This is a genomic window from Streptomyces sp. NPDC057617 (genome assembly GCF_042800555.1).
In the GTDB taxonomy this organism is placed as follows: Bacteria; Actinomycetota; Actinomycetes; order Streptomycetales; family Streptomycetaceae; genus Streptomyces.
This window is the reverse complement of the sequence record NZ_JBHVGV010000002.1, coordinates 182,102-203,955: the sequence shown is the minus strand read 5'-3', so window position 1 is coordinate 203,955 and position 21,854 is coordinate 182,102. Positions and strand designations below refer to the sequence as shown.

General features: G+C 69.8%; 19 protein-coding genes. 15 read left to right on the top strand and 4 right to left on the bottom strand.

Translation table 11 applies throughout. The annotated features are described in order from the left end of the window. Positions 1-277: 277 nt before the first annotated feature. Both ACFU9P_RS06320 and ACFU9P_RS06315 read right to left on the bottom strand, forming a co-directional pair. On the bottom strand, positions 278-1,441 hold the full coding sequence (locus ACFU9P_RS06320; RefSeq protein ID WP_384078025.1) for a hypothetical protein: 1,164 nt from the start codon (positions 1,439-1,441) through the stop codon (positions 278-280). Beyond that, positions 1,441-2,268 (bottom strand): RNA polymerase sigma factor, encoded by an 828-nt coding sequence (locus tag ACFU9P_RS06315; protein WP_384078368.1) that lies wholly within the window; start codon positions 2,266-2,268, stop codon positions 1,441-1,443. The genes ACFU9P_RS06320 and ACFU9P_RS06315 overlap by 1 nt, the downstream gene beginning before the upstream one ends. A gap of 676 nt (positions 2,269-2,944) precedes the next feature. Between ACFU9P_RS06315 and ACFU9P_RS06310 the strand changes: the two genes are divergently transcribed. The 8 genes from ACFU9P_RS06310 (at position 2,945) to ACFU9P_RS06275 (ending at position 13,080) form a co-directional block, all read left to right on the top strand. Then, a complete protein-coding gene (locus ACFU9P_RS06310; protein WP_384078024.1) occupies positions 2,945-3,883 on the top strand; it encodes an ABC transporter ATP-binding protein in 939 nt (312 codons plus the stop codon). A gap of 62 nt (positions 3,884-3,945) precedes the next feature. After that, positions 3,946-4,710, top strand: a complete 765-nt coding sequence (locus ACFU9P_RS06305) for an ABC transporter permease (protein WP_384078023.1) — start codon at positions 3,946-3,948, stop codon at positions 4,708-4,710. A 282-nt stretch (positions 4,711-4,992) separates the two neighbouring features. Further along, complete coding sequence (locus ACFU9P_RS06300; RefSeq protein WP_384078022.1) at positions 4,993-6,246, top strand: sensor histidine kinase; 1,254 nt, start codon at positions 4,993-4,995, stop codon at positions 6,244-6,246. Then, entirely contained in the window at positions 6,243-6,893 is a 651-nt protein-coding gene (locus ACFU9P_RS06295; RefSeq protein WP_384078021.1) for a response regulator, read from the top strand. Before ACFU9P_RS06300 ends, ACFU9P_RS06295 begins: the two co-directional genes overlap by 4 nt. A gap of 166 nt (positions 6,894-7,059) precedes the next feature. Continuing rightward, positions 7,060-7,797, top strand: a complete 738-nt coding sequence (locus tag ACFU9P_RS06290; protein WP_384078020.1) for a response regulator transcription factor — start codon at positions 7,060-7,062, stop codon at positions 7,795-7,797. Between the two features lie 101 nt (positions 7,798-7,898). Beyond that, positions 7,899-9,506: a sensor histidine kinase gene (locus tag ACFU9P_RS06285; protein ID WP_384078019.1), complete on the top strand. Its 1,608-nt coding sequence runs from the start codon at positions 7,899-7,901 to the stop codon at positions 9,504-9,506. A gap of 56 nt (positions 9,507-9,562) precedes the next feature. Continuing rightward, complete coding sequence (locus ACFU9P_RS06280) at positions 9,563-10,972, top strand: glycosyltransferase (protein ID WP_384078018.1); 1,410 nt, start codon at positions 9,563-9,565, stop codon at positions 10,970-10,972. Further along, on the top strand, positions 10,969-13,080 hold the full coding sequence (locus tag ACFU9P_RS06275; RefSeq protein ID WP_384078017.1) for an ArnT family glycosyltransferase: 2,112 nt from the start codon (positions 10,969-10,971) through the stop codon (positions 13,078-13,080). The genes ACFU9P_RS06280 and ACFU9P_RS06275 overlap by 4 nt, the downstream gene beginning before the upstream one ends. 155 nt (positions 13,081-13,235) lie before the next feature. Here the strand turns inward: ACFU9P_RS06275 and ACFU9P_RS06270 are convergent, their stop codons facing one another. Then, entirely contained in the window at positions 13,236-13,880 is a 645-nt protein-coding gene (locus ACFU9P_RS06270; RefSeq protein WP_384078016.1) for a hypothetical protein, read from the bottom strand. 242 nt (positions 13,881-14,122) lie between these two features. Continuing rightward, positions 14,123-15,724: a glycoside hydrolase family 20 protein gene (locus tag ACFU9P_RS06265; RefSeq protein ID WP_376379850.1), complete on the bottom strand. Its 1,602-nt coding sequence runs from the start codon at positions 15,722-15,724 to the stop codon at positions 14,123-14,125. Between the two features lie 203 nt (positions 15,725-15,927). Here ACFU9P_RS06265 and ACFU9P_RS06260 point away from each other — a divergent pair, with 203 nt between their 5' ends. The 7 genes from ACFU9P_RS06260 (at position 15,928) to ACFU9P_RS06230 (ending at position 21,847) form a co-directional block, all read left to right on the top strand. Continuing rightward, positions 15,928-16,695, top strand: coding sequence for a 2-oxo-4-hydroxy-4-carboxy-5-ureidoimidazoline decarboxylase (locus ACFU9P_RS06260; RefSeq protein WP_384078015.1), 768 nt, complete (start codon positions 15,928-15,930; stop codon positions 16,693-16,695). Between the two features lie 170 nt (positions 16,696-16,865). Next, the gene (sdhC, locus tag ACFU9P_RS06255) at positions 16,866-17,246 is read left to right on the top strand and encodes a succinate dehydrogenase, cytochrome b556 subunit (RefSeq protein ID WP_079124857.1); all 381 of its coding nucleotides are present in this window, start codon (positions 16,866-16,868) and stop codon (positions 17,244-17,246) included. A gap of 10 nt (positions 17,247-17,256) precedes the next feature. Beyond that, positions 17,257-17,751 (top strand): succinate dehydrogenase hydrophobic membrane anchor subunit, encoded by a 495-nt coding sequence (locus tag ACFU9P_RS06250; RefSeq protein WP_376379857.1) that lies wholly within the window; start codon positions 17,257-17,259, stop codon positions 17,749-17,751. Positions 17,752-17,773: 22 nt separating this feature from the next. Next, positions 17,774-19,528, top strand: coding sequence for a succinate dehydrogenase flavoprotein subunit (gene sdhA, locus ACFU9P_RS06245; protein WP_384078014.1), 1,755 nt, complete (start codon positions 17,774-17,776; stop codon positions 19,526-19,528). Beyond that, entirely contained in the window at positions 19,528-20,286 is a 759-nt protein-coding gene (locus ACFU9P_RS06240) for a succinate dehydrogenase iron-sulfur subunit (RefSeq protein WP_376379863.1), read from the top strand. The genes sdhA and ACFU9P_RS06240 overlap by 1 nt, the downstream gene beginning before the upstream one ends. A gap of 117 nt (positions 20,287-20,403) precedes the next feature. Beyond that, positions 20,404-21,003 carry a hypothetical protein gene (locus ACFU9P_RS06235; protein WP_384078013.1) on the top strand — a complete coding sequence of 200 codons (600 nt, stop codon included), beginning with the start codon at positions 20,404-20,406 and terminating at the stop codon, positions 21,001-21,003. Positions 21,004-21,073: 70 nt separating this feature from the next. Then, complete coding sequence (locus ACFU9P_RS06230) at positions 21,074-21,847, top strand: TetR/AcrR family transcriptional regulator (protein WP_384078367.1); 774 nt, start codon at positions 21,074-21,076, stop codon at positions 21,845-21,847. Positions 21,848-21,854: the final 7 nt, after the last annotated feature.

Sequence of the window (21,854 nt, the reverse complement as noted above, 5' to 3'; positions counted from 1 at the left end):
GTGCAATCTCGCGTGCCGCTACTGCTATCTGTACGAGGGCCCCGACCGGACCTGGGGGGGGGGGAGCGAAGGCGACGCAACAGAGGGACTCGACCACACCCCCCCCCCCACCCCCCAAAAAACCCACCTCCCCCCCCCCCCCCCCCGGTGCGCTGAGCCGTAGGTACGGGGGGAACCCCGGCTCGATGCGCGGCCGATGACCAGTCGGCTTACTCCTAACTGCGTCACCACCCGGAAAAACGTCACACCTTAGTGGCCGTGGAGGCGTAACGGCTGGTCAGAAGGGTATGGGCAAAGATTCCGTGGAGCCCGGGTGAGGATTCGGCGCAGGGTCCTGGTGGGGGTTCCTGGGGGTTTCCGACGGTACGGGGGGCGCGTCCGGGGTGGGGGTGGGGGACGGGGAGGTGTGCGGGGAAGGGTCGCCCAGGGTGGGGCCTTCCGGCAAACCGTCACCGTTGCCGCCGTCGCTTCCGCCGCCGGCTCCGTCGCCGCCCTTGCCGCCCCCGTCGGCGTCGCCGTTCCGTATCGAGCCGTCGCCGTGGCCGTCGCTCTCGTTGCCGCCCGGGCCGCCCTTGTTCCCGTCTCCGTCGCGGCCGTCGCGGCCGTCCAGCAGGCGGGCGCAGAACAGTTCGGCTTCCTGACGGCCCTCGGCCAGGGTCTCCAGTGCCTGTCTGCGCTCTTCGTCGATCGTGCCCCTGCGCAGATCGCGGCAGGCTTCGAGCGTCTTGCGGTAGAAGGCGGCGGCCTTGTCGCCGGACGCGGCGGTGAACGAGCGGTCGTCGCCGCCCTGTCCGTCCTGTCCGCCCTGCCCCGAGTGGGCGGCGTGATCGCGCGTATCCTCCGCGCCGTCCGCGCCCCCCGCACCCTCCGCACCGTCCTCCGACGAGAGGTGCGGCACGGGCTGTTCCCGGCCGTCCGCGCTCGGGCCACCCGCGGGCACGCCCGTACCCCGGGCATCGGCCGGGGAACTGGTGACGAACGGGCGCGGAGTCACCGCCGACGAAATCGAGTTCGCGGGTATGGGATCCTCCTCGCCGGCGAACAGCGGCGGCATCACGCCCGCTCCAGCCGCCATCGCGATCCCGCCCAGCGCGCAGGCCGCGACCGCCACGGCGAATCGCCTCCGTACCGGCCGGCCGGTCCGTGACCGTGACGCGACGCGGGGCGCGAGAGCCAGCCGTACCAGCACACTGTCACCGGCGCCCGGGTCGGCCGCCGAGCCCGCCCCGGCCGACCCCGCACGGCGGAAAGCAGCCAAGGCCGCGGCCTCTCCGGGAAGTTCTGTGTCGTTTGCGTACGCGATGGCGGCGATGTCCCGCAAGGCCCGGGCAAGCCGTTCGGATCCGGCCAGGACATCCTTGTCCATGGCCTCCACGGGCTCACCTCGCAGCAATCTCTCCGCCGCGTCCTTGTCGAGCCACGCGTCACGCTCGTCGGCCATCACATGTCCTTCTGCGTCCGCAGGCGCGAATGCGTCACACCCGCGGATGCCGCGACCTCCGGTCGAGCGGTGCGCTGTTGCGGTACGACGCCGAGGCCGCCGCCATGACCTGCGGCGGCGCGTCCCGTACCCCGGTCCGTGCCACGGTCCGCGCCTTGTTCCGCCGGATCCCCGGACGAGCCGCCCGTACCGCGCGCCGGGGCGCCGTCGCCGGAGTAAGCGTTTTCCCGAGAGCGGTCGGTGCCACCGGCGTTATCGGGATAACCAGGACACTCCTCATCGGAGTCAAGAAGTTCCGCGAGCCGCTTCAGTCCGCGGTGCGCGGCCGTCCGTACCGCGCCGGGACGCTTCCCCAGCGTGCGCGCCGCGCTCTTCGCGTCGAGGCCGACCACCACCCGCAGGACCACCGCCTCGGCCTGGTCCTGCGGCAGCCGCGCTATCAGCGCCATCGTCCGGCCGGTGGCGAGCGCCTCCATCGCCTCGTCGGCGGTGTCCGACTCGGCGGGCTGGCCGGTCAGCTCGGTCTCGTCGGCGCCTATCGCGGGGCGTCTGCCGCGCATCCGTATGTGGTCGAGCGCGCGGTTACGGGCTATCCGGGCGGCCCAGCCGCGGAACCGGTCGGCGTCCCCGGTGAAACGGGCGAGGTCACGGGCGATCTGGAGCCATGCCTCGGAGGCCACGTCCTCGGCGTCCGGCTCGCCGACGAGTGTCCGTAGATAGCCGAGCAGCCGCGGGTGCACGGCGCGGTACACAGTACGGAAGGCGTCCTCGTCCCCGTCCTGTGCCGCGAGCACCGCGGCGGTCAGCTCCGCGTCGTCCCCCAGCACTCCCACAACCTGTCCTGAAATCGCGGCTGGTCACTGCCGCGCCGCCCCACGCGTTCCTGAACGCTACGGCTTTCGCGCCCCCGCGTCCATGACTTGTACAACCTGCAACGACTTACTGACGTTATGCGGTGTGACAGAAAACGCATCCACGGCGCTGTCATGAGTACGGGGCCGTACTGCGGCTCCGCGGACGGCGACCGGGGCCTCTCCTGTGGGGGGTGGCGGCCCCGGTCGTCCTCCCATCTGCCCCTGCTCTGACCTGCGGGTATCTGGGGCGCCGACCACCACCGTGGCCAGCGCGTCATGCGAGCTTCCCCAGCCCAATGCGCTCAGCCGCCCCGGCCGCCGACTTGCGGGCCCCCTCGACCCGGCGCTTGCCGTACTGGGCCACGGTGCAGCCCGGTGAGTGATGCCTCACAGTCGCGGAGACCTCCAAGCCTTTGCCCGGTGCTCCGCCACCCGCCGGCTGAAGCTTCGGCCTCATTTCCTGGACAGCTCTTTTGTTTTCCTCATGAGACGGCACAGAATCCTCGGAACGGCCGATCCGCAGAGCAATACCGGAGTACCAGTCGGAGCGGTTGAACCGGGTCTCCGGTACGAGCGATACGGCGGGAAGGGCCCCTAGCGTTGTTCCCGTGCGGGCACCAACACGGTGTTCAGGGAGCCAGGAGCGTCCATGATAGAAATCCAACAGCTCGTCAAACGTTACGGTGACAAAACAGCGGTGGACTGTCTTGACTTCACCGTCAAGCCTGGTGTCGTGACCGGCTTCCTCGGTCCCAACGGTGCCGGTAAATCAACGACAATGCGTCTCATAGTCGGCCTCGACGCTCCAACAAGCGGCCGTGCACTCGTCAACGGGAAGGCTTATGCGAAGCATGCCTCCCCTTTGCAGGAGATCGGGTCCTTGCTGGAGGCCAAGTCCGTCCACCCCGGCATGACCGCGTTCGCTCACCTGCGCGCGCTTTCCCTCACCCACGGTATCTCGCGGCGCCGAGTGGACGACGTCATCGAACTCGCCGGGCTGACTGCCGTCGCCCACAAGAAGGTGGGGGGATTCTCTCTCGGCATGGGGCAACGTCTGGGCGTGGCGTCCGCACTTCTCGGAGATCCGCAGATCGTGGTCCTTGATGAGCCCGTCAACGGGCTGGATCCCGAAGGTGTTCTGTGGATTCGTCATCTGCTGAGAGGTCTGGCCGATGAGGGACGAACGGTGCTGATCTCTTCGCATCTGATGGGAGAGATGGCCCTGACCGCGACGAACCTCATCATCATCGGGCGAGGGCGGCTGCTCGCGGACACCACCGTTTCCGAATTCGTGGCGCAGGCGGATGAGGGCATCGTCACGGTGACCTGTTCCGACCCCGGACGGCTCCGCGAGGTGATCGCCATTCCGGGTGTGAGCGTGACCGGCGAACCCGGATCCCAGGACCTCACGGTCAGGGGCCTGCCGGCCCGCTCCATCGGCGAGGCCGCCGCCCGTAACGGCATCACCCTCCATGCGCTCATCCCTCAATCGGCGTCACTGGAGGAAGCTTTCATGGCGCTGACCGAGGATTCTGTCGACTACCACGCCGGCGCGCCCGTCGCAGCGTCCACCAGGAGCCACCCGTGACCCAGTCCCTTCTCATGGCTCCGCCGACTTCGCGGCGTCGTCCAGGCCATCGCGTGACCACCATGAGGGTGTTGCGTGCGGAGTGGGCCAAGTTCTGGTCTCTGCGCTCCCCCTGGCTCACACTCGTCGTGTCCATGGTTCTTCTGACCGGCTTCGGGATGATGAGCGCCTCGCGCTACGACCCCGAAAGAGGCGGGGGCTCTCGCTTCGGCGGAAGCTCCTCCGACGCGGTGGGAGTGGCTCTCGGCGGCCAGGGCTTCGCGCAGCTCGCCATCGGCATTCTCGGAGTGCTCCTTACCGCTGGGGAGTACTCCACCGGAACGATCCGCTCGACCATGGTGGCTGTTCCCAGGCGTCTGCCCGTGCTGTATTCGAAGGCCACGGTCAGTGCAGTGGTGGTCTTCGTCGGTGCGACGGCCGCAGCGGTGGCGTCTTTCCTCGCCGGCCAGAGTGCGCTGGCCGGCACCGAGATCGCCGGCAGCCTCTCGGACGACGGTGTCCTGCGCGCTCTTCTGGGAGCGGGGCTCTACTTCGCGCTCGTCGTGGTCATCGGAGTGGCGCTGGGGGCGTTGATCCGCTCCGTGGCCGGCGGAGTGGCGGCCGTCGTGGTCTCCCTCATGCTGCTGCCCGTGCTGACCGACATCCTCCCGGCCGATCTGGCAGAGGATGTCACCCCCTATCTGCCCTCGAACGCGGGAGGCGCGATCTTCGCGCTCAGCCATGACAGCAGCACCCTGAGCCCGAGCGCGGGGCTGGCGGTCTTCACCGCCTGGGTGGCGCTGGCCATGGCCGCGGCCGCCTACCGGCTCAAGCGCAGCGATGTGTAGGTGCCCGTCCGAGCGGGCGCGATGACACGGAAGACATCACCCCGTGTACGGGAAACAATGTTGGTCCTCAGTCGCCTGTGCGAGGGCGCAAAGGACTGATTCAGGGCTCGGGCCCGGTGGACCGCGACCGATTGGATCGTGAGTGGAATCGTGGGGTCCACCGGGCACGAGACCTCAGCAGTGCTGACAACGGAAGCGATACGCATGCGATACCAGTCGGTGGCAGTAGGGGCTGTCCCAGCAATTGCCAAATCCACGGGCGCACCGGGAACGGAACAGCAGGTGACCACAGACCCTCGCCGCTCCAAGCCGCACGGTGGCGCACTGTTCCCCCTTGCCGAACTTCTGGCGGCGGGAAAGGGAAATCCTTGGTGGCAGCGCATCATGGATCTCGCCCTCACCATGCTGGTGGCCGTGGTGGGATTCGTCGGCCTTCTCCGCCCGGGCCACGAGCAGGACATGTTCGGCACCCATGACGCACCCTCCGAGCTGATCATCCTGACTGTTCTGGCACAGGCGGTGCCTCTGCTCTGGCGCCGCATCATGCCCCTCACCGTATTCGCCGTGGTGCTCGCCGCCTGCCTGGTGCAGGTGTCCCAACTCGTCGCTCTGCGCAGCGATCTGAGTGTCCTCGTCTGCCTTTACAGTGTGTGTCGTTACAGCGCTCCGAAACGGGCCACCTATGCCTCACTGACGGCGGCAGGATCCCTTGTCTCCGCTGCGTTCCTGCTGCCGCCGCTGATAGAAGAACGGGGGCTGGGGCTGTTCTTCCTGGGCTGTGCCATGGCGGCGTCCATTGCACTGGCCGTGGCTGCCCGGGCTCGGCAGCAACAAGTCACTTTCCTCTCCGAGCGCGCCGGGCAGCTTGTCAGGGAACGAGAGCAGCGTATCCAGCTCGCCACCGCGGCAGAACGCGCGCGGGTGTCACGCGATATGCACGACATCGTCGGTCATCACCTTGCCGTCATCACCGGCCTGGCGGACGGGGCGTCCAGCATCGCCACGCGCCAGCCGCAGCAGGCCGCGCTGGCACTGAGCCATATCGCCGATACCGCCCGGCAGGCTCTGAGTGAGCTCCGGCGCACCCTTCAGGCGCTCCGCCAGGACGCGGATCTCGGCAGCCCCGACTTCGTGCCCCAGCCCGGCCTCACCGAACTCTCATCACTTCTGGAACGTGTCCGTGTCTCGGGGCCCCACGTCGTTTTTGAAAGCACCGGAAACCACGCCGAGCTCACACCCGGAATCCAGCTCGCCGTCTACCGAATCGTTCAGGAAGCCCTGACCAACATCCTCAAGCATTCTTCCTCCGCGACCACGGTCACCGTAAGGCTGCGGACAGCGGAAGACAGCGTGGATGTGCTGGTCGAGGACACCGGCCCGAGCACTCCGTCGCCCGGTGGCCACGATCGGCTGGGACTCATCAGTATCCGTGAACGAGCTCACCTCGCCGGCGGGACAGCCGAAGCCGGTCCGACCGGCCGCGGAGGGTGGTTCGTACATGCCGTCTTCCCACTGAACCCTCAAGGACCCCAGTGACCACAGTCCTGATCGCCGACGATCAGCCACTGCAGCGGCTCGGCTTCCGCATGCTGCTCGACGGCACCCCCAACACCAGCGTCGTGGGCGAGGCCGAAAACGGTATCGAGGCCGTCCGCCAGGCAGCGAAACTACGCCCCGATGTCGTCCTGATGGACATCCGCATGCCGGGCATCGACGGCATCGAAGCCACCCGCCGCATCACGAGCGAAGGAGGCCGCTCACGGGTCCTGGTCCTCACCACCTTCGACTTCGACGAGTACGCCTACAGCGCCCTGCGGGCAGGAGCCAGCGGCTTCCTGCTGAAGGACGCACGGCCGGAGGAACTCCTGGCCGGCATCAGGGCCGTAGCAGCGGGCGACGCCGTCGTCGCTCCCTCCACCACACGCCGGATGCTGTCGAACCTCACCAGCAGGGCCGTACAGGAAACGGAGAACCCCCGGCTCACCGGACTCACCCGGCGCGAGCGCGAGGTACTCATCGCCGTCGCCAGTGGCCTGAACAACACCGAAATCGCCGAGAGCCTCGTCCTGTCGGAGTCCACGGTGAAGACCCACGTCGGACGAGTCCTGGCAAGGATCGGCGCAAGGGACCGCGTCCAGGCCGTCATCATCGCCTACGACGCCGGACTCGTCCCCCGCAGCTGACTGCCGCCCGCAGTCCCGTCACCGGAACATGCCGAGGCCCGCGCCCGGTACCCATTCCTGCCGGACCGGGACATCATCCCCTCGCGTGCGCCCCGGGTCGGGCCCCAGGGCGAATTCACAGGTGGCCGCAAGGGTTTTCACAGGGGGTCTCAGCACAGTGGGCGTCATGAAGGTGACCTCGCGCCAGGGGCGTTCCGAGACGATCAAGCCGGACGGCAGCACCGTCCGGGTCCTTGTCGTGGACGACGAAGCCTCACTCGCCGAGCTGATGTCCATGACCCTGCGCTACGAGGGGTGGGACGTCCGCAGCGCCCGTGACGGCGCGGGCGCCGTGCGCTCGGCGCGCGAGTTCCGGCCCGACGCGGTGGTGCTGGACGTGATGCTGCCCGACATGGACGGCATCGCCGTCCTCGGGCGGCTCCGCGAGGAGCTGCCGCAGGTGCCCGTCCTCTTCCTCACCGCCAGGGACGCCGTGGAGGACCGGATCGCCGGGCTCACCGCAGGCGGTGACGACTACGTCACCAAGCCCTTCAGCCTGGAGGAGGTCGTGGCACGCCTGCGCGGGCTGATACGACGCACCGGCACCGCCGCCGTACGAAGCGAATCGACGCTGGTCGTGGGCGACCTGACGCTCGACGAGGACAGCCACGACGTCAGCCGGGCCGGGAGATCGATCCATCTCACGTCGACCGAGTTCGAACTGCTGCGCTTCCTGATGCGCAACCCGCGGCGCGTGCTGAGCAAGGCCCAGATCCTCGACCGCGTGTGGTCGTACGACTTCGGCGGCAAGGCCAACGTGGTGGAGCTGTACATCTCGTACCTGCGGCGGAAGATCGACGCGGGCCGGCCGCCGATGATCCACACCCGGCGCGGGGCGGGGTATCTGATCAAGCCGGGCGAGTAGCCGTGGTGGCGGCACGGCTGTGCAGGCGATTTCGAGGCCGACGCCCGCGTGCGGCCGCCGGCACGGCCCCGAAGCGCTGGTCGCTGCGTACCCGCCTCGTCGTGTCGGCGGTCTCGCTCGTCGCGATCGTGGCCTCGGTGATCGGCGCGGTGACGACGATCGCCTTCCGCTCGTACCAGTACGACCGACTCGACGCCCAGCTCCACGCCGTCGCCGAACGGGCGGCCGATCCTCGCGGATCCGGCCGGTCCGTGGATGATCAGAAAACGGTTCTGGAACAGGACACCGAGGACGGGTCGTCCGACGTTCCGCTGCTGGAGGGCAGGGACCCGGCGCGCGCTGTCACGGGTGGTGGTGCGCCGATCGGCACTGTGGGCGTACAAGTGCCTGAAGATGCGCGATCCGGATCGGACACCAGTGATGTCCGCTCCGAAGGCAGCCTCGGCGTGGGCATGGTCAGTACTCAGCAGAACTCCGACACCCTCGGACCGCGTGTGGTCGGCCGCTTGCTGACCGACGCCGCGACGGCCGCCCTGACCGCCGTCCCGCGCGACGGCGAACCGCACACCGTTACCCTCCCAGGCCTGGGCGACTATCGCGCGGAGTACGTCGACGGCGTCAACGGCTCCTTCCTCGTCGGAGTCCCGCTCAGCGACGTCCAGGACACCCTCGCCACCCTGATCGTGGTCGAGATCTCCGTCACCGTCGCCGGTCTCGTCGCCGCCGGGATCGCGGGCGGGGTGCTCGTCGGGGTGGCCCTGCGGCCGTTGCGGCGCGTCGCCACGACCGCCACCCGGGTCTCCGAACTCCCCCTGCACAGCGGCGAGGTGGCGCCCCTGACCCGGCTGCCGGACACCGAGGCCGACCCGCGCACCGAGGTCGGTCAGGTCGGCGCCGCACTCAACCGGATGCTGGGGCACGTCGGTTCGGCGCTCACCGCGCGGCAGGAGAGCGAGACGAGGGTGCGGCGCTTCGTCGCCGACGCGAGCCATGAGCTGCGGACACCGCTCGCCTCCATCCGCGGGTACGCCGAACTGACCCGGCGCGGCCGGGAGGAGATCGGCCCCGACACCCGGCACGCGCTCGGCCGGATCGAGGCCGAGGCGCAGCGGATGACGGGGCTGGTGGACGATCTGCTGCTGCTGGCACGGCTCGACGCCGGACGGCCGCTCGCGTACGAGACGACGGACCTCTCCCCGCTCGTCGTGGACGCGGTCGCCGACGCCAGGGCCGCCGGGCAGGACCACCACTGGCGGCTGGAACTGCCGGACGAGCCCGCGCACGTGTACGGCGACGGCCCCCGGCTCCATCAGGTGCTGGTGAACCTGCTGGCCAACGCCCGGACGCACACCCCGCCGGGGACGACCGTCACGGCGCGCGTGCGCACGTTCGCCGGGGGCCCTGAGCCGTACGTGCTGATGGATGTGGCGGACGACGGGCCCGGCATCCCGCCCGCACTCCTGCCTCGGGTCTTCGAACGTTTCGCGCGCGGCGACGCGTCCCGCTCCCGTGCCGCGGACCCGGCGGGCTCGGCGAACTCGGCGGGCCGGGGGGCCGACTCCGCCGGTCTCGGCCTCGCGATCGTGCAGGCCGTCGTCACCGCGCACGGCGGCGAGGTCCACGTACGGAGCGAGCCCGGGAGCCGCACCGTCTTCACCGTCCGGCTCCCCGGTGCGTGCGACTCTCTTGAGGGAGCCGCGAACTCATAGCCGGATCACAGCCTCAGCACACTGCGACAACAGGTTGACCGCCGAATGTCGGCCGTATGCGAACCGACAGCCCCAGCGGCCCCACCTCCCCTGGTCCCGCCCTCGGCGCCTCCGACCCAAATGCCCCCCTTCCCGCTCGACAGCACTTACTTGTCGACGTGTCTGGCAGCACCAGTCCCCCTCCTGTGCTTGATGTGGTGATTCCCGTCTACAACGAGGAGCGGGATCTGGAGCCGTGCGTACGCCGGCTCCACGGCCATCTCGCCCGTACGTTCCCCTACCGCTTCCGGATCACCGTCGCCGACAACGCCAGCACCGACCGCACGCCCGCCGTGGCGGCCCGTCTCGCGGCGTCGATGCCCGAGGTCACCACGTACCGGCTGGAGGAGAAGGGGCGGGGGCGGGCGCTGCGTAACGTGTGGTCGCACTCCGACTCCCCCGTCCTCGCGTACATGGACGTGGACCTGTCCACCGACCTCAACGCGCTCCTGCCGCTCGTCGCGCCGCTGATCTCGGGGCATTCGGACCTGGCGATCGGCTCACGGCTGGCGCGTTCGTCGCGCGTCGTGCGCGGCCCGAAGCGGGAGTTCATCTCCCGCGTGTACAACCTGATCCTCAAGTCGTCGCTCTCCACGCGCTTCAGCGACGCGCAGTGCGGCTTCAAGGCGATACGCGGCGAGGTCGCGCGGCGGCTGCTGCCGATGGTCGAGGACACCGGGTGGTTCTTCGACACCGAGATGCTGGTGCTCGCGGAGCGGGCCGGGCTGCGGATCCACGAGGTGCCGGTGGACTGGGTCGACGACCCGGACAGCCGCGTGCACATCGTGAGTACGGCGGTGGACGACCTGAAGGGCGTGTGGCGGATCGGGCGTGCGCTCGCGGTCGGCGCGCTGCCGCTGGACCGGCTGGCGCGGCCGTTCGGGGACGACCCGCGGGACCGGGGGATCAGCGGCGTGCCGCGCGGGCTGGCCCGCCAACTGGTCGGCTTCTGTGTGGTCGGAGCGCTGTCCACGCTGTTCTACCTGTTGCTGTACACCCTTTTCCGTACGGCCGCCGGGTCCCAGGCGGCCAACGCCGCCGCGCTGTTGGTGTCGGCGGTCGCCAACACCGCGGCCAACCGACGGCTGACGTTCGGAGTACGGGGCCGGGAGCGCGCCGTAAGGCACCAGGCGCAGGGCCTCGTCGTCTTCGGGATCGGTCTCGCGCTGACCAGCGGATCGCTGGCCGCCCTCGACGCCGCCTCCGGCAACCCGGCGCACGCCACCGAGCTGGCCGTGCTGGTCTGCGCGAACCTCGCGGCGACGGTGCTGCGGTTCCTCCTCTTCCGCGCCTGGGTCTTCCCCGACCGGCGCGGCGGCGACCGACACCTCAAGGCCGCCTCATCCAGGGACAGCACGCCGGCTCACCCTGCGGACACCGCTTCCGGCTTCGGTCCCGCCTCCGCTCAGGAACGGAACGCTTCATGACTCAGCCCCTCGACCCCGGCGCACCAGCGGTGGCCCCGGGTCTCCGCCACCGCACGCCCCGGTCAGGCACGTGGCGCACCGCCCCCGGCGATCTTCTGGTACGGCTGCGCCTGGGCAGGCCCGAGGACGCGCCGTGGGTGCGCCCGGCCTTCCTCGCCCTGCTGCTGGCGGCGCTGGCGGTCAACCTCTGGACTCTGGGAGAATCCGGTTACGCCAACTCCTTCTACTCGGCGGCCGTTCAGGCCGGCGGGGAGAGCTGGAAGGCGTTCTTCTTCGGCTCGTCGGACGCGGCGAACTCCATCACCGTCGACAAGCCCCCGGCCGCGCTGTGGCCGATGGCCCTGTCCGTACGGCTGTTCGGCCTCGGCTCCTGGCAGATCCTCGTCCCCGAGGCGCTGATGGGCGTCGGCACGATCGCCGTCCTGTACGCCGCCGTCCGCCGCCACTTCAGCGCCGCCGCCGGGCTGCTCGCGGCGGGCGTGCTCGCGCTCACGCCGGTCGCCGCGCTGATGTTCCGCTTCAACAACCCCGACGCGCTGCTGGCGTTGTTGATGACCGTCAGCGTGTACTGCGTGCTGCGCGCGCTCGAAGGCGCGCGGACACGCTGGCTGGTGTGGGCGGGGGTCGCGATGGGCTTCGCGTTCCTGACGAAGACGCTCCAGGCGTTCCTGATCCTGCCGCCGCTCGCGCTCGTGTACGCGGTGTGCGCGCCGACGTCCCTGCGCCGCAGGGCCGGTCAACTGGGCGCCGCCGCACTGGCGTTGGTGGTCGGCGGCGGATGGTGGGTCGCGATCGTGGAGCTGTGGCCCGCCGACTCCCGCCCGTACATCGGCGGCTCGCAGAACAACTCCTTCCTCGAACTCACCTTCGGCTACAACGGACTCGGCCGCATCAACGGCGAGGAAGCCGGCAGCGTCGGCGGCGGTGGCCGGGGTGGTGGCGAGACGGGGCTCGGCCGAATGTTCAGCGACAGCGTCGGCGGTCAGATCTCCTGGCTCCTGCCCGCCGCGCTGTTCCTGTTCGTCGTCGGCCTGGTGCTGACCCGGCGGGCCGGGCGGACCGACGCCGCCCGGGCGGCGTTCCTGCTCTGGGGCGGGGCACTGCTGATGACCGCCGGGGTCTTCAGCTTCATGGCGGGGATCTTCCACGAGTACTACACGGTGGCTCTCGCGCCGTACATCGCCGCCCTGGTCGGCATGGGCGTCACGATGCTGTGGCAGGAGCGGGCCGGGCTTCTCGCGTCGGCGGCGCTCGGCGTGACGGTGGCCGGGACGTCGGTCTGGGCGTTCGTCCTGCTCGGGCGCACGCCCGACTATCTGCCCTGGCTGCGCTGGGCCGTACTCGTCGGCGGGCTGATCGCGGGCCTGGGGCTGACGGGCCTGGGCCGGATCGGGCGCGATGGACGGCTGCGTACGCTCGCGCCCCGGCTCACGGTGGGCGCCGTCGCGCTGGCGGTCGCCGCCTCCCTCGCGGCGCCGCTCGCCTACACCTTCACCACCGTCAACGCCCCGCACACGGGCTCGATCGTCACCGCGGGCCCGGCCGTGGCACGAGGCGGCGGTGGGGGCGGGATGCGCATGCAAGGTGCGGCCGCTCAGGCGGAGGCCGCCCGCGCCGGTGGGACTCAGCGTGACGGAGCGCTGGGGGGCGGGGCCCAGCAGGGCGCCGCTCGTGCGGGCGGTCAGACCCGTGGCGGAAACCGCGGGGGACTGCTCGATGGCCCGGCCGTTCCCTCCGAACTGATCGCCACGTTGCGAAAGGACGCCGGCGACTACACCTGGGTCGCCGCCACCATCGGCTCACAGATCGCGGCGAGCAACCAACTCGCCGCCGAGGAGCCGGTGATGTCGATCGGCGGCTTCAACGGCAGCGACCCGTCCCCGACGCTCGCGCAGTTCAAGCAGTACGTCGCCGACGGCGAGATCCACTACTTCCTCGCAGGTCCGGAGGAGGCCCTCAAGGGAGGCGTCGAGGCCGCTCTGGCGGGAAGCCGCGGCGGAGGCCCCGGCGGTGAGAACAGCACTGAACTCCTGACCTGGGTGGACGCCACGTTCAAGAAAGTCACCGTGAACGGTACGACCCTCTACGACCTCACCGCACAGAAGTAGCAGACGCGAAGAAAGGACGGTGCTGTGTGGCGTACGGAGGACGAGTGCCGTGCGCCACACCGCAAGTCCATACACGACCGGACCAGTTTCCACGCACTCCCTTCAACAAAATGCCTGTCCAGGGGTACGAATCGCCGGAGGCCGGGACCGCGGCCTCAGCTCCGGGCCCTCGCGCGCCGCGAGACCACCGCGCGCAGCACCCGCTGTCCCTCGGTCGACAGGTCCATGACCTGGCGCACGCCGGCGGCGCCGGTGCCGGCGCCCGGCTCGGCGAGGATCTCCAGGATTCTTATCTGGCGCCGGAGTTCGCCGGCGACCAGCGGGCCGACACCGTCCGTACCCTCCGCGCCGTCGACGGCGTCCGCCACCGCGGCGGTGTCCTCGCGGGCCCGGGCCAGCCGCTCGGCGGCCTCGGGGGTGCCGCTCTCGCCGGCCGAGTCGAACCGGTGGTGGATGTCCAGCGCGGCGAGGGAGCAGGCGTCGGCCCAGTCGCGCAGCGGTCCGGCCGCCCACTCCGGGGGCGCGGCGCCGAGCATGGACCGTACGAGCGCGGCGGCCTCGTCGACCGACACCTCGGCGGCACCGGCGAAGGGCTCCGCCTCGACGGCCGCGTCCAGCGCCCGCGTCGACGCCTCCAGCCGCCCCGGCCAGTCGCGCTCGCCGGCCACGACGCCCGCCCACAGCGGGCGCAGCACCTCGGTGTCCTCCACGAGCAGCGGAAGGCAGCGGTCCAGACAGGCGAGTCCGCTCGCGGCCAACCCGCGCTCATCCGCTTGTGCGATCAGCTTCACCAGGCTCATTCACGTCTCCCGTCGCGGACGCAGTACTGAGTACTGACCACTCACTACTGCGCCGGGCGGCTGGAATACGTCACTTGATCACCGCGCGTAGATCACCCGCTACGGGCTTCCGGAGCGCCGGTACGTACGTTAAGTCCGGTACGCACTGAACCTCGAGCCTGTTGGGAAGCCCGAGGACAGCGCCGCGCCGAACGATTCCGGCCGCGACACCGAGCCCCGCCGCGCCGAGTCCTGACACGACGTCAGGCCGGCCCGCCCACCTTCGCCGCCAGCGCCGTGAACCCGCTCCAGTTCAGCGACGGCTTCGCCGGGTTCCAGACCTTCTGCGCGACCGCGGCCAGCGGCAGCCGGATCCCCCGCGCCACCTGGTCCTGGGTCTGGGCGTTGGGGAAGTCGCCCCAGATCGCGAGCCGCCCGCCGAGGATCTGCTTCGACCACTTCCCGTCGACCGGCCTCGTCCCGCGCAGCACCAGCGGGGTCCACTGCTCGTAGATCCGCTGCCCGGTCGGATAGACGAAGTTGTTGGGCTGGCCGAGCACGTAGTACAGGTACTCGTCGTTGAGGTTCACCAGCGGGCGGCCCTCGTCGAGATACTCCACAGGCGGGCGCGCCCCGGTCTCGCGGCCCGTCCAGTACTCGATCTCCAGGTCCTTGTCCGCCTGGACGACTCCGTCCCGGAAGACCCCGTCGTTCCAGACCTTGGGGGTGCGCTTGAACGGGCGCAGCGCCGCGGCCCGGTCGTTCGTCCAGGCCGTCGTCAGGTCCTGGATCCGGCCCTTGCCGCCGTACTTCTTGACCGCGAGTTCGGCCAGTTTCGGATACGAGGCCTCGGGGTCGGAGACCACCAGCGCCTGGTACTCGTCGCCGCCGAGATGCCAGTACCGGCCCTTGAAGAGCCCGGCGAACTCGCGCAGCAGCTCGTCGATGAGCTTCGCCGAAGCGTCCTGCGAGATGTCGATCGCGCCCTTCGTCGGCACGCCGTCGACATTGCGGAGCTGGAGCGAGGGGTACACGGCGAGCACCGCGCCAAGGTGTCCCGGGGAGTCGATCTCGGGGACGACCGTGATGTGGAGCCGGTCGGCGAGCGCCAGGATCCGGCGGACCTCGGCCTTGGAGAGATGCTGCTTGGAGACGATCTCGGGGTGGGTGGTGGACTCGATACGGAAACCCTGGTCGTCCGAGAAGTGCAGCCCGAGCATATTGAGCTTGAGGTCCGCCATCTCGCGCAGCCGGTCCTCGATCCAGCCCGGGGTGTAGTACTTGCGCGCGATGTCGAGGTTGAGGCCGCGCTGCGGACGGTCGGGGGCGTCCCGTACGACGCCCTCCGGCATCTTCCCGTCCGCGCGCACCGACTGCTTGAGGGTACGGGTGCCGTAGAACACCCCGGCCTCGTCGGGCCCGGTGATCCGCACCCGGCCGCCGCTGGTGTCGAGGGTGTACGACTCGGCCGCGCCGCCGCCGGCGAGCGCCAGCTCCACATCGCCCGCGCGGGCCGCGGCCGTACCGCGGTAGGCGATCTTCAGCTCCTTCGAAAGGAGCTGCCCCTCGTCGGCCAGGCCCTCGCTGCCGCGCGCTATGACGACCCCGCTGCCGGAGGAGGGCTTCCAGCCGGGGCCGCGGGCGGCCTCGTGCTTCCGTACGGAGGGGATGGTGCGCGGCGCCGAGGAGAGCGGGAACGTCCCCGTGGGCGAGGGCGCGGCCCGCGCGGAGGAGTCCGCGGCGGCGGAGGCGGACAGGGACTTCGACTCGTCCGGCGAACCCGCGCCCCCTCCCCCGGAGCCGCACGCCGACATCGAAGCGACGGCGGCCATCGCGACCGCCGCGCCGACGGTACGAGTGGCCATGGCGCCGACGGTACGAGTCGCCACCGCACCGCCCGTCCGCGTGGCCGTCGAGCCGGCCGTCCGCGTTCCCCGGGATATTCGCATCACTCCGAAACCTCCAGAAGCGGGCCGTGTGCGCCGCCCAAAGGCCCGAAAGTGTGGCGCACTTACGGCGAAGGTCCCATGCCGCCGTCCATCCCGCGCGGGGAAACTCTCCCATCCGGGTGAAAATCGCGCATCCGTCGGACGTACCCCCCGGCGCGTCGATAGCGTTACGACGCATCCGCCCCTCCCGGCCCAGCCACCTCACCGGGGAGCCCACGCTGTCCAGCGCATCCCACGCCGGCCACCCGAACGGCCTCCACCGTTTCAACACCGCCGCGCCGCTCGCCGCCGAAGCCGCGCTGCTCACCTGCTGCGGCAGCCGCCGGTGGGCGCAGCGGGTCGCCGCGCACCGCCCGTACCCCGATCTCGACGCCCTGCTGGCCGCCGCCGACGAGGCCAGCTACGACCTCTCGCAGGCCGATCTCACCGAGGCGCTCGCCGACGAGTCGTCCTCGGGGCCGCCGCGCAGCGCCCCGCCCGCCGCCCGTACCGCCCTGCGCGCCGCGCACGCCGCGTACGAGAGCAGCTTCGGGCACGCTTTTGTGATCAGCCTCGACGGCCACCGGCCCGAGGAGCGTCTCGACGAGGTGCTCGCGGACATCCACGCCCGGCTCTCCCACGAGCCCGACCACGAGCGGGCCGTCGCCGCCGACGAGCTGCGCCGCCTGGCCCGCGCCCGTATCGCCCGCCTCATCGCGCCGCACGGAGACCTCGTCACTCCGTACGGAGACCTCATCGCGCCGTACGAAGACGAGGCGGACGGACCCGGATACCACGAAACCGGACATAATGAATCCAGATACGCCGGTCCCCTGGGCCACCCGGGGTGCGGGCCCTGGGGCTCCGGGCATCCGGGCAGGCCCGATAGCCCGTCCGTGGCCGTTTGATTGCCTGTTTGATCACACCTAAGGGCCCCCGGGCGGAGGAACCCGCCGCTCGTGGCTACCATGGCCGGGGCCGGTGGACCGTACCCGGCCGGGCGCGACCGACACCACTGTGCTTATTGAGTAGAAGATGGCGGCCGGCTCCCCGATCACCGCTCCCGGAGGGTTTTTCCGTGCCGGCTGGAACGCTGTACCGCGGCCGGGAAGGAATGTGGTCCTGGGTGGCTCATCGAGTCACCGGCGTCCTCATCTTCTTCTTCCTGTTCGTACACGTGCTGGACACCGCTCTCGTCCGTGTCTCCCCCGAGGCCTACGACGATGTCGTAGCGACCTACAAGAACCCGGTCGTCGCGCTGCTCGAGTACGGCCTTGTGGCCGCAATCCTCTTCCACGCGCTCAACGGCCTGCGCGTCATCGCCGTGGACTTCTGGTCCAAGGGCCCGCGCTACCAGAAGCAGATGCTCTGGACCGCCGTGGGTATCTGGCTCGTCCTGATGGTGGGCGCCCTCTACCCCGTGCTCGGCCACGCCGCGCGCCAAGTCTTCGGGAGCTGAGAGTCCGCCCATGTCTACCAACAACACCGTCGCCGAGACGACGACCTCCGCGATCGGTCCTGTCGAGGGCGAGAGCCTCTACGACGCCGACTTCCCGGCGCCCCTCATCGAGGCCCCGCGCAAGCGGACCGGCAAGACCCCGAAGTCGACCCGCGGCAACTTCGAGATGGCCGCCTGGCTCTTCATGCGGCTCTCCGGTGTCGTACTGGTCGTGCTGGTCATCGGCCATCTGATCATCCAGCTCGTACTGGACGGCGGGGTGTCCAAGATCGGCTTCGCCTTTGTGGCCGGCCGCTGGGCCTCGCCGTTCTGGCAGGTGTGGGATCTGCTGATGCTGTGGCTGGCGATGCTGCACGGCGGCAACGGTCTCCGTACGGTCATCAACGACTACGCGGAGCGCGCCGCGACGCGCCTGTGGCTCAAGGGCCTGCTGTACACCGCCACGGTGTTCACCATCCTTCTCGGCTCGCTGGTGATCTTCACCTTCGACCCGAACATCCGCTAAAGCCGGGGCTGACGAGACTCTCATGAAGATCCACAAGTACGACACCGTCATCGTCGGCGCCGGCGGCGCCGGTATGCGCGCGGCCATCGAGTCGACCAAGCGCAGCCGTACCGCGGTGCTGACCAAGCTCTACCCGACCCGGTCCCACACGGGCGCCGCGCAGGGCGGTATGGCCGCCGCGCTCGCCAATGTGGAGGAGGACAACTGGGAGTGGCACACCTTCGACACGGTCAAGGGCGGTGACTACCTGGTCGACCAGGACGCCGCCGAGATCCTGGCGAAGGAGGCCATCGACGCGGTCCTCGACCTGGAGAAGATGGGCCTGCCGTTCAACCGGACCCCGGACGGCACCATCGACCAGCGCCGCTTCGGCGGCCACTCCCGCAACCACGGCGAGGCCCCGGTCCGCCGGTCCTGCTACGCGGCGGACCGCACCGGCCACATGATCCTCCAGACGCTGTACCAGAACTGTGTGAAGGAGGGCGTGGAGTTCTTCAACGAGTTCTATGTCCTCGACCAGCTCATCACCGAGGTCGACGGCGTCAAGAAGTCGGCGGGTGTCGTCGCGTACGAGCTGGCCACCGGCGAGATCCATGTGTTCCAGGCGAAGTCGGTGATCTACGCCTCGGGCGGCACCGGCAAGTTCTTCAAGGTGACCTCGAACGCGCACACCCTGACCGGGGACGGGCAGGCCGCCTGCTTCCGGCGCGGACTGCCGCTGGAGGACATGGAGTTCTTCCAGTTCCACCCGACGGGCATCTGGCGCATGGGCATCCTGCTCACCGAGGGCGCCCGCGGCGAGGGCGGCATCCTGCGCAACAAGGACGGTGAGCGCTTCATGGAGAAGTACGCGCCCGTCATGAAGGACCTCGCCTCCCGCGATGTCGTCTCCCGGTCCATCTACACGGAGATCCGCGAGGGCCGCGGCTGCGGTCCCGAGGGCGACCATGTCTATCTGGACCTCACGCATCTGCCGCCGGAGCAGCTCGACGCCAAGCTGCCCGACATCACCGAGTTCGCGCGGACCTACCTGGGCATCGAGCCGTACACCGACCCGATCCCGATCCAGCCGACCGCGCACTACGCGATGGGCGGCATCCCGACCAATGTCGAGGGCGAGGTCCTCGCCGACAACACGACGGTCGTGCCGGGGCTGTACGCGGCCGGCGAGGTGGCCTGCGTATCGGTGCACGGCGCCAACCGGCTGGGCACCAACTCGCTGCTGGACATCAATGTGTTCGGCCGCAGGTCCGGTATCGCCGCCGCCGAGTACGCCACGAAGCACGACTTCGTCGAGCTGCCCGAGAACCCGGCCGAGCGGGTCGAGGCCCAGGTCGAGCGGTTGCGCGCGTCCACCGGCAAGGAGCGGGTCGCCGCGCTGCGCCTGGAGCTCCAGGAGTGCATGGACGCCAATGTGATGGTGTTCCGTACGGAGCAGACGATCAAGACCGCGGTCGAGAAGATCGGCGAGCTGCGCGAGCGCTATCTGAACGTGTCCGTGCAGGACAAGGGCCGGCGCTTCAACACGGATCTGCTGGAGGCGATCGAGCTGGGCAATCTGCTCGATCTGGCCGAGGTGATGGCCGTGTCCGCGCTCGCCCGCAAGGAGTCCCGTGGCGGTCACTACCGCGAGGACTACCCCAACCGTGACGACGTGAACTTCATGCGCCACACCATGGCGTACCGCGAGGTCGGCGACGACGGCAACGAGTCCATCCGTCTCGACTACAAGCCGGTCGTCCAGACCCGCTACCAGCCGATGGAGCGTAAGTACTGATGGCTACCCCCGTACTGGACAAGGTCGAGGCGGAGTCCGCCGCCTCCCCGTACATCACGGTCACCTTCCGGATCCGCCGCTTCAACCCCGAGGTCTCGGACGAGGCCCAGTGGCAGGACTTCCGGATCGACATCGACCCCAAGGAGCGGGTGCTCGACGGCCTCCACAAGATCAAGTGGGAGCTGGACGGCTCGCTCACCTTCCGGCGCTCCTGCGCGCACGGCATCTGCGGCTCGGACGCGATGCGGATCAACGGGCGCAACCGGCTGGCGTGCAAGACGCTGATCAAGGACATCAATCCGGCGAAGCCGATCACGGTCGAGCCGATAAAGGGGCTCACGGTCCAGAAGGACCTGATCGTGGACATGGAGCCGTTCTTCCAGGCGTACCGCGACGTGATGCCGTTCCTGGTCACCAGCGGCAACGAGCCGACGCGGGAGCGCCTCCAGTCCGCCGAGGACCGTGAGCGTTTCGACGACACCACCAAGTGCATTCTGTGCGCGGCGTGCACATCGTCGTGCCCGGTCTTCTGGAACGACGGGCAGTACTTCGGCCCGGCGGCGATCGTGAACGCGCACCGCTTCATCTTCGACTCGCGCGACGAGGCGGCGGAGCAGCGGCTGGAGATCCTCAACGACAAGGACGGCGTGTGGCGTTGCCGTACGACGTTCAACTGCACGGACGCGTGTCCGCGCGGTATCGAGGTGACCAAGGCGATCCAGGAGGTCAAGCGGGCGCTGATCACGCGCCGCTTCTGACCGTACGTCCGTACCGTCCGGCCCGAGGGCCCGTTTCTGTAGGCAAGTCCATACAGAAGCGGGCCCTTCGTGTGCCAGGATCGGAGGCGCATTCGGGACCACGGGAAGCGGGGAGAAATGAGCCAGCCGAATCCGTACGCGGACGGGGAATATCAATGGGGGCCGCCGCAGCAGCCGGGCCCGGGAGCGGCTCCGACACCTGCGCCGGGCACACCGGAGTACGACTTCCCCAACCCCACGCTCATCGACGGCCCGCCGGGCGCGACGACCCCGCCGCCCGGCTACGCCTACCCCGCCCCCGGGGCCACCCCCGCGCCGGGCTACGGCTATCCGCAGTCGGGCGCCCCGTACCCCGTGCCGACGGGCGGCGGCGCACCCCTGGTGTCGATAGGCGACATCACCGTGCTGAGCGACTCGATCGTGACCCCGTCGGGCACGCTCCCGCTCAAGGGCGCGGTGTGGAACGCCACGGACTTGTCCCGTACGGAGGAGAAGATCCCGGCGTACGCGATCGTGCTGGCGATCGTGTTCTTCCTCTTCTGCCTGATCGGTCTGCTCTTCCTGCTGATGAAGGAGAAGACGACGACGGGCTTCATCCAGGTCTCGGTGACCAGCGGCGGCAAGCACCACTCGACGATGATCCCGGCGACCAACCCGTCCGCCTTCCAGATGGTCATGGGCCAGATCAACTACGCCCGTTCACTGAGCACCATGTAGGCCCGCGACGGGGCGTGCGAGGTGACCGGCGGGCCGCATTAGGCTCGGGCGGGTGAAGGACGAGAACGCCGTGAAGGATCCGCAGCGGGACGGGAGGGCCGCCAAGCCGGTCAGGACCGCCCGGGCCCCGGCCCCCAAGAGCGAACAGACCCGCACGCTCATCCTCGAAACCGCGCTGCGGCTCTTCCAGGAGCGCGGTTACGACAGGACGACGATGCGGGCCATCGCCCAGGAGGCCCGGGTCTCCGTCGGGAACGCGTACTACTACTTCTCGTCCAAGGAACACCTCGTCCAGGGCTTCTACGACCGGATCGCCGCCGAACACCGGGTGGCGGTCCGGCCCGTACTGGACCGGGAGACCGATCTCGAAGCGCGCATGGCGGGCGTGCTGAAGGTCTGGCTCGACATCGCGGCGCCCTACCACGAGTTCGCCGCGCAGTTCTTCAAGAACGCGGCGGACCCGGAGAGCCCGCTGAGTCCCTTCTCCCCGGAGTCGGAACACGCCAGGGACGCGGCCATCGCCGTCCACCGCGAGGCACTGGCCGGGTCGAAGGCGAAGGTCGCCGACGAGCTGACCGGCATACTCCCCGAGTTGATGTGGCTCTCCCAGATGGGCCTGGTCCTCTACTGGGTCTTCGACCGCTCCGAGAACAGCAACCGCAGCCGCCGCCTCGCCGAACGCGGCGCCCGCCTGACCGCCCGCGGCGTCGCGCTCTCCCGCTTCCGCGCGCTGCGTCCGCTCGTACGCGAAGTGCACGAACTGTTCACGGACTTCCTCCCGGGCATGGCGGAGGCGGCGGCCTCGCGAAAGACCAGGTCCCAGCCGGAGCCCGAGACCGACTGACCGGCCT